This is a genomic window from Pseudarthrobacter sp. AB1, from assembly GCF_014926485.1.
GTDB lineage: Bacteria > Actinomycetota > Actinomycetes > Actinomycetales > Micrococcaceae > Arthrobacter.
Genome location: NZ_PZKO01000005.1, coordinates 98577 through 112380, shown reverse-complemented (window position 1 = coordinate 112380; position 13804 = coordinate 98577). Strand labels below are relative to the sequence as shown.

Here is a 13804-nt window from a genome sequence, read left to right as displayed (position 1 = left end):
CACGTCAACCGGGGACGGCTTACCCGTATCGATCTGGCAGAAATCACAGCGCCGGGTGCATTCGGAGCCACCGATCAGGAACGTCGCTTCCTTGTCTTCCCAGCACTCAAAAATGTTCGGGCAGCCGGCCTCCTCACACACCGTGTGCAGGCCTTCCTTCTTAACCAGGTTCTTGAGCTGGACATACTCCGGACCCATCTGGACCTTCGCCTTGATCCACTCCGGCTTCCGCTCCACAGGTACTGCAGAGTTACGCTGCTCAACGCGCAGCAGCTTCCGGCCTTCTGGTGCCAGTGTCACAGGTGTGCTCCCTCAGGGATTGAAACGAGTGCTTCTTCGTGCTTGCGAAATTCTTCCACGAACCGGTCCGCGATATCGCCGGGGGCGATGTTCCTGCCGGTTTCGATGGACATTGTGGTGACGCTGGCGTCGGTGATGCCACAGGCGATGATCTGGGCATAAGGCGCCAGATCATTGTTGCAGTTAATGGCAACGCCGTGCATTGTGACCCCGTCCAGGACGCGGATGCCGATCGCTGCAATCTTCCGGTCCGGGCCTTTGCTGTCAGCGGTGATCCACACGCCGGCCCGTCCCTTGATGCGCTCAGCGTGGATGCCATAGTCGGCCATTACGGCGATCATGACCGCTTCAAGCCGCTCAACATAGTCTCGGATGCCTGACCGGTTCTTCAGCCTGAGAATCGGATACACGATCAGCTGGCCGGGGCCGTGCCAGGTCAGCTTGCCGCCGCGGTCCACCGCCACAACAGGTGTACCGTCCAACGGACGCTCGTGCTCTTCTGTGAGCTTCCCAGCCGTATAAACGGCGGCATGTTCAAGGATGAGGACAGTGCTGGGCGCCTCGGCTGCTACGACCTTGCCGTGGATCACGCGCTGAAGATCCCAGCCGTGTGTGTAGTCAACGAAATCCGGGGCGAGACCCACCTGTGAAAACTCAAGAGTCATGCCGTCCAGCTTAGACCCCGATCCGCGAGCAATCCGGCTATAGTGTCGGACCTCTCATGCCACCGGCGGATCCAGTGCAGGCCCGTCGGCTGTGGATAACTTCTGCAGGCATTCCCGGATTCCGCTAGACATGAGTCATGGATGATTTCACTGCCCCGGTGGTTCCAGGTTTCCTTGTGGGCCGCATGTTGGGCCGCGGCGGTAGTTCAACAGTATGGCTGGTAACCGAAGAAAGGTCCGGCCGCGAGTTCGCCCTGAAATGCCTCGGTGAAGGGCACCCCGAGGTGGCTGGTTCCGGCGAAGGCACGGAGCGCGGGGGCGAGGCCGATGCGGCCATCCGCCGTGAAATCCGTATTCTTTCTGTCCTCGACCACCAGCACCTTATCAAGGCACACGACGCCCTCCGTCTTCACCGTCCGGCGGGTTCAGCAGCGACGGGAGGAGGGACAATGGGGCTGCTGCTGGATTACGCGCCCGGCGGTTCCCTCGGAGACCTGGTCGGCAGCAGGGCCAAGCTCACCATCGGAGAGACGGTCACCGTGCTCACCCCGATTGCCCAGGCACTTGGCTACCTGCACGCCCAGGGGTTCACCCACGGTGACGTATCGGCCGGGAACGTGCTGTTTACAGGGCACGGCAAGCCAATGCTCGCCGACGTCGGAATTGCACGGATGGTGGGTGATGTTTCAGCGGTGCCTGACCACGGAACCGCTGGGTTTATGGATCCGGCACCCGTGGACGCCGTAAGGGTCGGGCTGCAGCCGGAACGTGACGTCTACTCGGTGGCGGCACTGGGGTGGTACTGCCTCACGGGCCAGCCGCCACGCCGGACTGCCGATCGCCCGCCCCTCTCGCTCCTGCTCCCTGACGTTCCAGCCGAGCTGGCCGCTGCCCTGGAGGCGGGACTCAATGAGGACAGGCGGCTGCGACCCACAGCTGTTGAGCTGGCGACGGCGGTCTACCGCAGCGCCCCGCCGCTGCCGGTGGACCTCGCGTCCTCGGTCCACGCCACGGTCATTCCGCAGCTGCTGACACGGCGCCGCGTCCCGGAACGTCCCGGCGGCGCGCTCCGTCGTAGTCTCCAGGCCTGGCGGCGCCGGATCTCGACGTCGCGCTGGTCCGGGCTGGTGGGGGCGCGGCAGATCCTTCCGTTCCCGGCCGCGGACGAAAGGGAGATGCCAGCGGTTCCCGGGCCAAGGCTCCGCGAACCGGAGGCCAGAGCACCGCTCCAACCGGTAAACAGTGAAAAGCCGGCTCCGCGTGGCAGGCATGCCGTGGAAGCCGGGCCCAGGGATCACGAACCAATCCTCGGGGCGAAACGTCGGACTGTGGTGTCCCGGAAGCCGGTGGACCCCGGCCCGAACCGGCGCGCCGGGCGTGCAGGGACGGCCGGCCGCAACCGGGGCACCGTGCTGCTGGCGTCGGGAGCCTGTGCCACGCTGGCAGGCGCGATCTGGGCCGCTGGCGCCTTTGGGCCGGGCGGACCGTGGGCTGTACCCGTTGCACCAGGGGCGGTAGCTGCCGGTGACAGGACCCGTGGACAGGCGGAGGCGGAGAATGCGGATCCCGGCGAGGCGGACACCCTGATCGCCGAGGCAGGAGTCCCGGCCGCCGCCGCGGCGCAGCTGGACTCGGCGGACCCGCTCGACGCAGTCCAGGGACTGGCTGCCGTCAGGTCCCTGGCCTTCAGTTCCGGGCGGCTGGAGCTGCTGGATCTGGTTAATGCCCCGGGATCGGCTGCCTCTGCCGCGGATGCTGGCCTCAAGGCTAAGCTCCTGGAGTCCGGCCACGTCCTGGCAGGATTCACCAGTTCCGTATCGAACCTGCAGGTCGAGCCCGGCAGCACATCCGGCAGGGTTGTTGTTGGCGTCATTTCAGCTACGGCGCCCTATGAGGAAAGGGACGCGTCCGGAACAGCCGTGGCAACTGGTGCGCCGGTCGCGGCACGGAACCTCCGGCTGGTGCTGGTCTCCGTTAACGGCCGCTGGCGGATTACGGACGTCCTGCCGGGTTCCTGACTGGTTGCCTCAGCACGTTGGATCCGGCCATTGACTAGGCTCAGTGCTTGCCGGCCACCCAGGCTGCGGCCTCGGCCAGCGACGGGTGCTGCCACTGGAAGCCGGCGGCTTCAAGTACCGCCGGTTCCATCCGCTGGCTGGCCAGGATGAGTTCGTCGGCCAACTTCCACATAACAAGGCGCAGGGCCGGCGAAGGTACCCGGAAAAATGCCGGCCGGTGGAGCGCGGATGCCAACGCGCCGATCAAGGCGTTCACGTCCGCGCTTTCGGGGGCGCACACATTGACCGGTCCGCGGATTCCGGCGCCAGCGAGGAACATGAATGCGGCCGCGACGTCCGGCAGAGTGATCCACGGCCAGTACTGCCGGCCATTGCCTAGCGGACCGCCCACCCCGAGACGAAGCAGCGGCAGCAGCCGGCCCAGAGCGCCACCTGCGGGGCTGAGGACGACTCCGGTGCGTGGGGTGACCACGCGGACACCGGCCGGCGCCTGATGCGCGGCGGCCTCCCACTCGACGCACAGACGGGCCAGAATACCCGAGCCCGGCGACGCGCTCTCCCGCAGCAGGGCGGACCCCGAGTCGCCATAGTAGTTGGATCCCGACTGGCTGATAAACGTGCGCGGCGGGTGGTCAAGCTTGGCCATGGCGGCGGTCAGCGTGCTGGTGGCAGCCAACCGCGACGTCAACAGCTCGTCGATTCGGCCCCTGGTCCAGGGTCTGTCCCCGATCCCGGCACCCGAGAGGTTGATCACGGCGTCCGCGCCCGCCAATGCCTGGGGGTCCAGCCGTTGCGCCGCCGGGTCCCAGCGGATTTCGGCCGCGGACGCAGGCTCGCGTCGGACGAGCGTGGTCACATCGTGGCCGGCCTCTCGCAGCGTGGCGGACAAGTGGGTCCCGATCAGCCCTGAGGCCCCGGCGATGACGATGCGCATGATCCATCACACCACGGTCCGCTCGCTCCCGGTACCTCCCCCGGACGGTACCGGGAGTTGACTATGATCGAACGATGACTTCTTCGAGCTACTTCCGGTTTCCGCATGTCCACGGCGAGCTGGTCACGTTTGTGGCAGAGGACGACGTGTGGATCGCACCGCTCAGCGGCGGCCGTGCATGGCGGGTGTCGTCGCTGCAGCTGCCTGCCCGCAATCCGCGGTTTACGCCTGACGGCAAGCGCCTGGTCTGGACTGTTATCCAGGGAACCGCCCCGGAAGTGGTTTCGGCAGAGGCGGACGGCGGGGGCTACCGGCAGCTGACGTATTTCGGCCACGCCACAACCAGGGTCAAAGGCTTCACCGCAGCCGGCGACGTAGTGGTGACCAGCGCGTTCCGCCAGGCTGAAAGCCGGCATACCTATGCTTACAGCGTCCCGGTCGACGGCGGGTCGGCTGAGGAACTCCCCTTCGGGCCGGTCGAATCCGTGGCCTTCGGCCCGGAAGTGGGGGACGAGCGGCCGGTTGTCCTGGCCAGCGTGCTCTCCCGTGAACCGGCCTGGTGGAAGCGGTACCGCGGCGGCACCGCGGGCAAGCTCTGGATTGACACCGACGGAAACGGGGAGTTCGAGCGCCTGGTTCCCGGCCTCGACGGAAACCTCGCGGATCCGCTGTGGGTGGACGGGCGCATTGCGTTCCTGTCGGACCATGAGGGTTACGGAAACCTGTACTCGGTGCTGCCCGGCGGCGGCGATCTGCGACGCCACACCGACCACGAGGACTTCTACGTCCGGCACGCGTCCACTGACGGTGAGCGGGTCATCTTCGAATCTGCCGGTGAGCTCTGGATCCTGCACGATCTGTCCTCTGCCGCGGTACGGCTCGACATCTCGCTGGGCTCCGCGTCGCAATCGCGCCGCCCGGGTCTGCTGAAAACCTCCAAACACCTGGGCACGGTGGTGCCGGATGACAGCGGCTCCGCCAGCGTGGTGGAGGCGCATGGCACCCTTCACTGGCTCCGCCACAAGGACGGCCCGTCCCGGATCGTCGAGGCCACCCCGGGTGTCCGGGCACGGCTCCCGAGACCGCTCGACGGCGGCCGCCTCGCTTACGTCGCAGATCACGACGGCGTGGAAGCGATCTACATCAAGGAGATTGCCGCGCCGGTCCCCGACACTGTGGTTCCTGCCGTCACGGCAACCCCGGTCGCCGTGACTCCCGCCGCCGATTCGAACCAACAGGAAGCGCCACTGCCCCGGCCGGTTCCGGCGGCGGCATCGTCCGCAGCGGTTGCTGCCGACGTCGTGGTCCCTGTGCCGGATGATTCCCCGGCCGACGAATCCCCGGCCGGGGAATCACGGGCCGATGCGGCCCACAGCCCGGCGGAGTCCGGCGTCAACGCCGGACCGGCCGGCCTCCCGACCCGCATCGCCTTCCCCAAGCCGTCACGCGCCAGCGCCCTGGAAGCGAGCCCCGATGGCCGGTGGATTGCCGTGGGAACCTCTTTCGGCGACATTTATGTGGCGGACACAGCCACCGGGGCCCTGTCCCTGGTCGCCAGCATCGGCGAGGGGACCATCGCGGAACTCGCGTGGTCGCCAGACTCGCAGTGGCTGGCCTGGTCGGAACCCGTCACCTCGTTCGGCTCCCGGAGCCGGCTCCGGCTGGCCAACGCCACGGACCTGGCGGGCGGCATCGTCGAGGTCACGGACGGCCGTTTCTGCGATATGTCCCCAAATTTCACGCCGGACGGAAAGTTCCTGGCCTTCCTGTCCAACCGGAGCTTTGATCCGGTCTACGACGGGCACTCGTTCGACCTGTCCTTCCCAAGCCCCATCAAGCCGTATCTGGTGGCACTGGCGGCCACGACGCCGTCGCCGTTTGGCCCTGCTGTTGACCTGGCCCCTGCCGCAAGCGCGGACAGCTCGGACGGCCCGGATGCAGACGCCGCGGCAGGTCCGGCGGTCCGTGTGGATCCGGCCGGGTTGGCGCACCGTGTCATCGGGGTTCCCGTGCCCCAGGGCAACTACACCTCACTGACGTCAACGGAGGGCGCACTGCTGTGGCTGGACTGGGCCCTGGCAGGCGTCACCGGCGACGGCAAAGCCAGCCAGGAAGACAAGGACGCACGCCCCAGGCTGGTCCGCTTCGACCTGGCCCGCCGGAAGTCCGCCACCCTGGTGGAAGCCCTGGACAGCTACCGACTCTCCGGCGACGGCACGAAAGTGGTGCTGGTCAACGACAAACAGGTCAGCGTGGTTCCCTCTGCCGCCAAAGCCGATGAGGAATCCGGCCAGCTGGTCAAGGTGGATCTGGGCCGTATCCGCGTGATGATGGATCCCCTCAGCGTCTGGGGCCAGGCGTTCGACGAAGCCTGGCGCCTGCAGCGCGACTTCTTCTGGGCCGAAGACATGGCAGGACAGGATTGGGAATCCATCCACAAACGGTACCGTCCGATCGTTGACCGGCTGGGGTCCCACGACGACCTGGTGGACCTGCTCTGGGAGCTGCACGGGGAACTGGGCACCTCGCACGCCTACGTCCGGCCCGCAGCAGTCACGGAAAACGGCAGCAGTAGCCAGGGACGGCTCGGCGCAGACTTTGCCTTGACAGCGGCCGGCTGGGAGATCACCCGGATTCTTGCCGGGGAGTCCTCGGACCCGCTGGCCACCTCGCCGCTGACCCGGCCCGGTGCTGCCGCGATGGCCGGGGACGTAATACTGGCCATCGACGGTGTGCCGCTGTCCGCCACTGTGAGCCCCGCGATGCAGCTGGTGGGCGCTGCCGGACGGGCGGTGGAGCTGACACTGCGCAACGGAACGGGGCATGGCGTCGAGGCAGGGGAGCAGCGGCGGATCGCCGTGATCCCGGTCAAGGACGAGGAACGGCTGCGCTATCAGGAGTGGGTGGCCGCTAACCGCGGGATCGTCCGGGAGGCCTCCGGCGGCCGCTACGGGTACCTGCACATCCCGGACATGATGGCCAACGGCTGGGCGCAGCTGCACCGCGACCTCGACACCGAGACTGCCCTGGACGGACTCATCGTGGATGTCCGCCGGAACCGTGGCGGCCACACGTCCCAGCTGGTGGCGGAGCTGATTGGCCGGAAGGTCACCGGCTGGAGCATGCCCCGCGGCGAACGTCCGCGGACCTACCCGCACCACGCGCCGCGTGGTCCGGTGATCATCCTCGCCGATGAATTTGCCGGCTCCGACGGCGACATCATCACCCAGGTCTCCAAGCTGCGGGGGATCGGCCCGGTGATCGGCACGCGCACGTGGGGCGGTGTGGTGGGGATCGACAACAGGTTCGCCCTGGCCGACGGCACCGGCGTGACCCAGCCGCGGTACGCCACCTGGTTCGGTGGCGGTGTGGGCTGGTCCGTGGAAAACTACGGCGTGGACCCCGACATCGAAGTGCTCTACCCGCCGCACGCTTATGCCGCTGGCAGGGACCCCCAGCTGGAATACGGGATCGGTGCGCTTAGGGAAATGATCCAGGAGCTGCCCACGGACAAGCCCCCGGTCCGCGAAGGCTACCGCCGCCTGAAGCCTGCGCCGCTTCCTGCCCGCCGGCATGGCGGCTAACACCGTACTGCGACAATAGACCAAAGAAGGCCCTGCCCCTCCCGGTAGTCCGGGCGGGGCGGGGCCTTCTCCGTTTCAGGAGCAGCCAGCGTCACTAGCGACCGCAGCTGCCGCCTGGGTGGATCAGGACTGCAGGGTAGCGTCCAAGGTGATCTCGATGCTGGCCAGCGCGCCGGATACCGGGCAGCCGGTCTTGGCCTCGCCGGCGATCCGCTGGAACTCTTCTTCGGAGATGCCGGGGATCTTGGCGGACATCGTCAGGTGGCTCCCCGTGATGCCGGTGCCGGGAACGAACGTCACGTCGGCTTTGGTGTTGACTTCTTCCGGAGCATGTCCGGCCTGGGCGAGCATGTTGCTGAATGCCATCGAGAAGCAGCTCGCGTGCGCTGCGGCGATGAGTTCTTCCGGGCTGGTCTTGCCCCCGGCCGCTTCGGTGCGTGCCTTCCAGGTAACCTCAAATGTGCCCAGGCCGGAGCTGTCCAGCGTGGTCTGACCCGACCCTGTCATCAGGTCGCCGTTCCATACTGTGTGCGCGGTGCGTATTGCTGCCATGTCCACTCCTCAAAGTCGGTTCGAACCGGGACCGGCCGTTGCCCGGCCCCGCCGGTTCCAATCCTAGGGATTGAGCGGCGGCCGTGCACAGGGTGTCCGCTCTCAGTGGATTGTGACTGTGCGCCCGGCCGCCTGGCGACTGACGCAGGGCGGTCACGGCTTGGCCGTTAAACAGCGACGGCGCCGCTCCCCGATGAGGGGAGCGGCGCCGTCGTGCGTGGTTCTGTTCGCGATCAGTTCCAGAGTGTGGCGATGGCCACGTTGAGCAGCGCAAGTCCGCCGACTCCGTGGGACAGGCCAGTGGAAACCGGTTCACCCTTCTTGACCTTCCGGGAGCCGATCACGGCCAGCACGGCAACAGCGACACCGATTGCGAACTTGATGCCAAGCTTAAAATAGTTGGCATGCATGTTCAGTTCCGGAATCGTTATCATGCCCATCATGGCGACGCCGGTCAGCAGTTGCAGGAAGGCGCCGTCACGCTGGCGTGGGTGGACGGTCGGCTCTTTGATCGTGGCGATCCAGTAGCCCACGATCATTGCTGCGCCGACGATATGCAAGAACACCAGGATGCTGAACACGATAGTCATGGCACCAGCTTAGCCAGTAGATTCTACGTCGCGTAGCAAAGCCACGCGGGGCCTGAATGCACCGCGCCTTAAACCACGACGGCCGTGCTCGCGTTCCAGTGGTTTCCCACCGGTGCGTGCACCGCCGTCGTTCGGTTCTGCTGGGGGATTAGAGTCCCAGGTCGGCCTCGAAGGCGCCTTCTTCAAGGCGGGCCTTCAGGGTCTGGAGGAAGCGTCCTGCGTCCGCGCCGTCCACCAGGCGGTGGTCGTACGTGAGTGACAGGTACATCATGGAGCGGATGGCGATCGAGTCGTCACCGTTCTCATCGGCCACCACCACGGGGCGCTTGACGATCGCGCCGGTGCCCAGGATGCCAACCTGCGGCTGGTTGATGATCGGGGTGTCGAACAGGGCGCCGACCGAACCGATGTTGGTGATGCTGAACGTTCCGCCGGACAGTTCGTCCGGGCCGATCTTGCCGTCGCGGGTGCGGCCGGCAACGTCGGCGATCTTGGCGGCCAGCCCGGCCAGGTTCAGGTTGCCGGCATCGGTGACGACCGGAACCAGCAGGCCCTTGTCCGTGTCCACTGCGATCGCCAGGTGCTCGGCGTTGTGGTAGGTGATCTCCTGCTTGTCCTCGTCGTACGCAGCGTTGAGCTTGGGGTGCTGCTTGAGGGCCTCGGCCACGGCCTTGGCGATGAACGGCAGGAAGGTGAGCTTGACGCCGTTCTGGGCCAGGAACGAGTTCTTGGCCTTCAGACGGAGCTTGGCCACCTTGGTCATGTCCACTTCGTGCACCTGCGTGAGCTGCGTGGAGATTTCGAGGGATTCGCGCATGCGGCGGGCGATGACCTGGCGGATGCGTGGTGCCTTCTGCGTGGTGCCGCGCAGGGAGGAGGCTGCCGGGCCGGCCGGAGCGGCGGACGGCTTGGCCGGTGCAGCGGCGGGGGGAGCAGCCTTGGCTTCTGCCGCAGCGAGGACGTCCTGCTTGCGGATGCGTCCACCAACGCCGGTGCCGGACAGTGATGCGACGTCCACGCCGTGCTGGTTGGCCAGCTTCCGGACCAGGGGCGTCACGTAGCCGGAGTCGCCGCCGGCAGCAGGCTCGGCTGCGGGTGCCGGGGCCGAAACGGGAGCAGGTGCTGCTGCCGCGGCCGGTGCCGCCGGAGCGGCCTCTGCCTTGGGTGCAACGGGAGCAGGTGCCGCGGCGGGCGCTGGTGCCGCAGGCTCGGCGGCGGGCGCCGGAGCTGCTGCCGGTGCCGGAGCGGAGGCTGCGGGGGCAGCCGCGCCGGAGCCGATGACGGCGAGGACTGCGCCTACTTCGGCGGTTTCGTCTTCGTTGACCCGGATTTCCTGCAGCGTTCCCGCGACGGGGGACGGGATTTCGGTGTCAACCTTGTCCGTGGAAACCTCGAGCAGCGGCTCATCCACTGCAACGGTGTCGCCCACGGCCTTCAGCCAGCGGGTGACGGTTCCTTCAGTGACGCTTTCGCCCAGTGCCGGGAGGGTGACGTCGTGGGTTTCGCCGTCCGATGCGGCGGGTGCTGCCGCTGCGGGAGCTTCTTCAGCGGGTGCTTCGGCGGCCGGAGCCTCTTCGGCGGGTGCTTCTTCGGCCGGCGCTGCTGCTTCGGGGGCTGCGCCGCCGCCGGAGCCGTCGCCGATGCGGACCAAGGGAGCGCCTACTTCGGCGGTCTCGTCTTCGGCAACGAGGATTTCCTCGATGATGCCGGCAATCGGAGAGGGGATTTCGGTGTCTACTTTGTCGGTGGAAACCTCGAGCAGCGGTTCGTCCACCTCTACCCGGTCACCTACCTGCTTGAGCCAGCGGGTGACGGTTCCTTCGGTGACGCTCTCACCGAGGGCGGGCAAGTTAACGGATTCAGACATGTCGTCCCCGTTCTCCTTATTGATCTTTTGTGCGGATGATGGCTGGCTTGTTCGAGCTTAGTGCACCCGGCGGATCACGCCGGGTGCACTAAGCCCTGTTGTCTTGCGGTGGTGCGGGCGGAACTGCTAGCCGTGCAGAGGCTTGCCGGCCAGGGCCAGGTGGGCCTCGCCCAGGGACTCGTTCTGGGTCGGGTGTGCGTGGACCAGCTGGGCCACGTCCTCCGGGTAGGCTTCCCAGTTCACGATCAGCTGGGCCTCGCCGATCTGCTCGCCCATGCGGGCGCCGATCATGTGGACGCCGACCACGGGGCCGTCTTTCTGGCGGACCAGCTTGACAAGGCCGCCGGTGCCCAGGATGGAGCTTTTGCCGTTGCCGGCGAGGTTGTATTCCTGGATCTGGATCTGGTCGTCACCGAACTTGGCCTTGGCGGCCTTTTCCGTGTAGCCCACCGTGGCGATTTCGGGCTCGGAGTAGGTGACCTTGGGGATGTTGACGTCTTCGACGACGACGGGCTTCAGGCCGGCGATTTCCTCGGCGACGAAGATGCCCTGCTGGTAGCCGCGGTGTGCCAACTGGACGCCGGGGACGATGTCGCCAACGGCATAGACGTTGCCGACACCGGTGTGCAGACGCTCGTTGGTGATGACGAAGCCGCGGTCGATGGTCAGACCGGCCTCTTCGTAGCCGAGGTTGGCCGTGACCGGGCCGCGGCCGACGGCCACAAGCATCAGGTCTGCTTCGAAGGTCTTGCCGTCCACGAGGGTGACCTTCACGCCGTCGGCGTTCTGCTCAACGCCCTGGAAGAAGGTGCCGGTGGAGAACTTGATGCCGCGCTTCTTGAAGGCGCGCTCAAAGGCCTTGACGATTGTCGCGTCCTCGTTCGGGACCAGCGAAGGCAGGCCCTCGATGATGGTGACGTCGACGCCGAAGGACTTCCAAACCGAAGCGAACTCGACGCCGATCACGCCGCCGCCCAGGATGATCGCGCTCTTGGGGATGAAATCCATGGTGAGGGCTTCGTCGGAGGTGATGACCTTGCCGCCGATTTCCAGGCCCGGCAGCGACCGGGAGTAGGAGCCGGTCGCGAGGACAATGTTCTTGCCCTTGTACGCGGTGCCGTTCACGACTACGGTGTCGGTGCCCTGGAGCTTGCCTTCGCCTTCGATGACGGTGATGCCTTTTTTGCCCTTGATGAGACCCTGCAGGCCTTTGAACTTGCCAGCGATGATCCCGTCTTTGTAGGCGTTGACAGCGGTGATGTCAATGCTGTCAAGGGTGACGTTGACGCCGTACTTTGCCGAGTCGCGGGCGTGGTCGGCCAGTTCAGCGGAGTGCAGCAAGGCCTTGGTGGGGATACAGCCGTTGTGCAGGCAGGTGCCGCCTAGCTTGCCCTTTTCGATCAGGCCAACGGTGAGGCCAAGCTGAACGGCACGCAGGGCAGTTGCGTAGCCGCCGCTGCCGCCGCCGAGTACCAGGATGTCGAATTCTTGCGCAGTTGCCTGATCGGCCACTAAAACGCTCCCTCGCGTGAACGATGACACGAGAGTACGCATCATCTGGTCTTGGAACTTCCCTGCCGTGATTATGCCAGCAGAACAGTTCCCTTTCATTTGTGACTACCGGAGTTCACCTTAGCGAACCACTAATACATGCTCCACCTTGCCGTGGCGTTTGTGGGGCGCTTGTGGTGAGTGTCACGCGGCTTTGTGTCCAAGGATTCACGGTGGTGTCACAAAGCCGCGTGACAGTTCAAAAGCTGGTCAGGCGGCAGCGGCCAGGATGTCCTCGACGTAAGCCACCAGTGTGCGGACGGTGCAGCCTGTGCCCTGCTTGTGCGTGTAGCCGTAAGGGCTTCCGTTGTTGAAGGACGGGCCGGCGATGTCGATGTGCGCCCAGGGGATCTGCTCCCCGTCCTTGCCCTTGCCCACAAACTCGCGCAGGAAAACAGCTGCGGTCATCATGCCGCCGTGGCGTTCGCCGATGTTGGCGAGGTCGGCCACCTGGGAGTCGATGCTCGGGCGCAGTTCCTCCGGCAGCGGCATGGGCCACACCAGTTCGCCCGCACGATCTGCGGCGGCCTTGATCGGTCCGGTGACGCTGTCAGAGCCCATGACGCCCGCAGTCCTGTTGCCGAGGGCGATGAGTTGCGCGCCCGTGAGGGTGGCGACGTCGATGATGGCGTCAGGGTATTCACGGCTCGCCGCGACGATGCCGTCTGCCATCACCAGGCGGCCCTCGGCGTCGGTGTTCAGCACTTCCACGGTCTTGCCGCCGAACATGGTGAGCACATCAGCAGGCCGTGAAGCTGCACCGGAGGGCATGTTTTCAGCGATGCAGAGCCAGGCGGTCGCCTTCACCGGAAGACCCAGTCCTGCGATCGCCAGCACGGTGTTAAGGACGACGGCGGCGCCCGCCATGTCGCTCTTCATGTCACCCATGCCAAGGGCCGGCTTAATGGAAATGCCGCCGGTGTCGAACGTGATGCCCTTGCCGACGAGGGCGATTTTTGCGGTGGCCTTTGCGGGTGCGTATTCGACCTTCACCAGGCGGGGCTGGCGGGTGGAGCCCTTGCCCACCCCCATGATGCCGCCGAAGCCTTCCTTTTCGAGGCGTTTTTCGTCCCAGACCGTCACCTTGACCGGCAGGCCCTTGGCCAGTTCCCTGGCGGCCTCGGCGAAGGATTCGGGGTACAGGTGGCTGGGCGGCTGGTTGACCAGGGAGCGCGTGGCGTTGACGGCTTTACCGATCAGGCCAGCACGCGTCAGCGCGGCGCGAAGCGCATCGTTGGGGGCAAGGTCCGTGTAGATCAACGCGTTGCGGACCGGTTCCTTCAGCCCGTCGTTGGACGACCGGTACTCGGTGAAGGAATAGGCGCCCAGGGCCGCACCCTCGGCGACCGCCGCGACGTCGGCGACACCCGCCGTCGGGAGCGCGAGGACAACAGTGGGCAGACCGCCGAGCTGGCGGACGGCGGAACCCGCGGCACGCCGCAGGGCCTCTTCGGTGAGGGGACGGCCAGCGGCCACCTTGCCAACACCGGCGAGAACCAGAACACCCGCACCCGTTTCCGGGAGGCCGGGCAGCCGGACGATCTGGTCAGCGGCACCGGTGACACCCAGAACCTTGAGGGAGTCGGTCAGTGCTTCCGCCGATTTTGCGGTCAACGGATTCGCCAGCAGGATAGGGCCGTCCGATCCCTGTCCCACGCCGATGACGACGGCGTCACTGGGGGTCCTGTTCAGGTCCTTGGCGAGGGTACTAAGGTTGATTTCAGTATTCTTGACCACGGGGTA

The 13804-nt window shown here is 66.3% G+C and carries 9 protein-coding genes and 1 pseudogene; 2 read left to right on the top strand and 8 right to left on the bottom strand.

Going from position 1 to position 13804, the window contains the following annotated elements:
• Both DAD99_RS00890 and lipB read right to left on the bottom strand, forming a co-directional pair.
• Positions 1–300, bottom strand: a pseudogene (locus tag DAD99_RS00890) (lipoyl synthase); the annotation flags it as partial.
• Positions 297–965, bottom strand: a complete 669-nt coding sequence (gene lipB, locus DAD99_RS00885) for a lipoyl(octanoyl) transferase LipB (protein WP_193339956.1) — start codon at positions 963–965, stop codon at positions 297–299. The pseudogene DAD99_RS00890 and the gene lipB, both read right to left, overlap by 4 nt.
• Before the next feature lie 137 nt (positions 966–1102).
• On the opposite strand from lipB, the gene DAD99_RS00880 reads away from it, so the two are divergent.
• Positions 1103–2983, top strand: coding sequence for a protein kinase (locus DAD99_RS00880; protein WP_193339955.1), 1881 nt, complete (start codon positions 1103–1105; stop codon positions 2981–2983).
• A 40-nt stretch (positions 2984–3023) separates the two neighbouring features.
• Here DAD99_RS00880 and DAD99_RS00875 read toward each other — a convergent pair whose 3' ends face one another.
• Positions 3024–3917 carry a TIGR01777 family oxidoreductase gene (locus DAD99_RS00875; protein WP_193339954.1) on the bottom strand — a complete coding sequence of 298 codons (894 nt, stop codon included), beginning with the start codon at positions 3915–3917 and terminating at the stop codon, positions 3024–3026.
• Between the two features lie 74 nt (positions 3918–3991).
• Between DAD99_RS00875 and DAD99_RS00870 the strand changes: the two genes are divergently transcribed.
• Entirely contained in the window at positions 3992–7501 is a 3510-nt protein-coding gene (locus tag DAD99_RS00870; protein ID WP_193339953.1) for a S41 family peptidase, read from the top strand.
• Between the two features lie 123 nt (positions 7502–7624).
• Here DAD99_RS00870 and DAD99_RS00865 read toward each other — a convergent pair whose 3' ends face one another.
• The 5 genes from DAD99_RS00865 to DAD99_RS00845 form a co-directional block, all read right to left on the bottom strand.
• Positions 7625–8053, bottom strand: a complete 429-nt coding sequence (locus DAD99_RS00865) for an OsmC family protein (RefSeq protein WP_193339952.1) — start codon at positions 8051–8053, stop codon at positions 7625–7627.
• Positions 8054–8286: 233 nt separating this feature from the next.
• The gene (locus tag DAD99_RS00860; RefSeq protein ID WP_193339951.1) at positions 8287–8643 is read right to left on the bottom strand and encodes a hypothetical protein; all 357 of its coding nucleotides are present in this window, start codon (positions 8641–8643) and stop codon (positions 8287–8289) included.
• 148 nt (positions 8644–8791) lie between these two features.
• Positions 8792–10510, bottom strand: a complete 1719-nt coding sequence (sucB, locus tag DAD99_RS00855; RefSeq protein ID WP_193339950.1) for a 2-oxoglutarate dehydrogenase, E2 component, dihydrolipoamide succinyltransferase — start codon at positions 10508–10510, stop codon at positions 8792–8794.
• Between the two features lie 126 nt (positions 10511–10636).
• The gene (lpdA, locus tag DAD99_RS00850) at positions 10637–12022 is read right to left on the bottom strand and encodes a dihydrolipoyl dehydrogenase (protein ID WP_185263258.1); all 1386 of its coding nucleotides are present in this window, start codon (positions 12020–12022) and stop codon (positions 10637–10639) included.
• Positions 12023–12271: 249 nt separating this feature from the next.
• A complete protein-coding gene (locus tag DAD99_RS00845; RefSeq protein ID WP_193339949.1) occupies positions 12272–13798 on the bottom strand; it encodes a leucyl aminopeptidase in 1527 nt (508 codons plus the stop codon).
• Positions 13799–13804 lie beyond the last annotated feature (6 nt).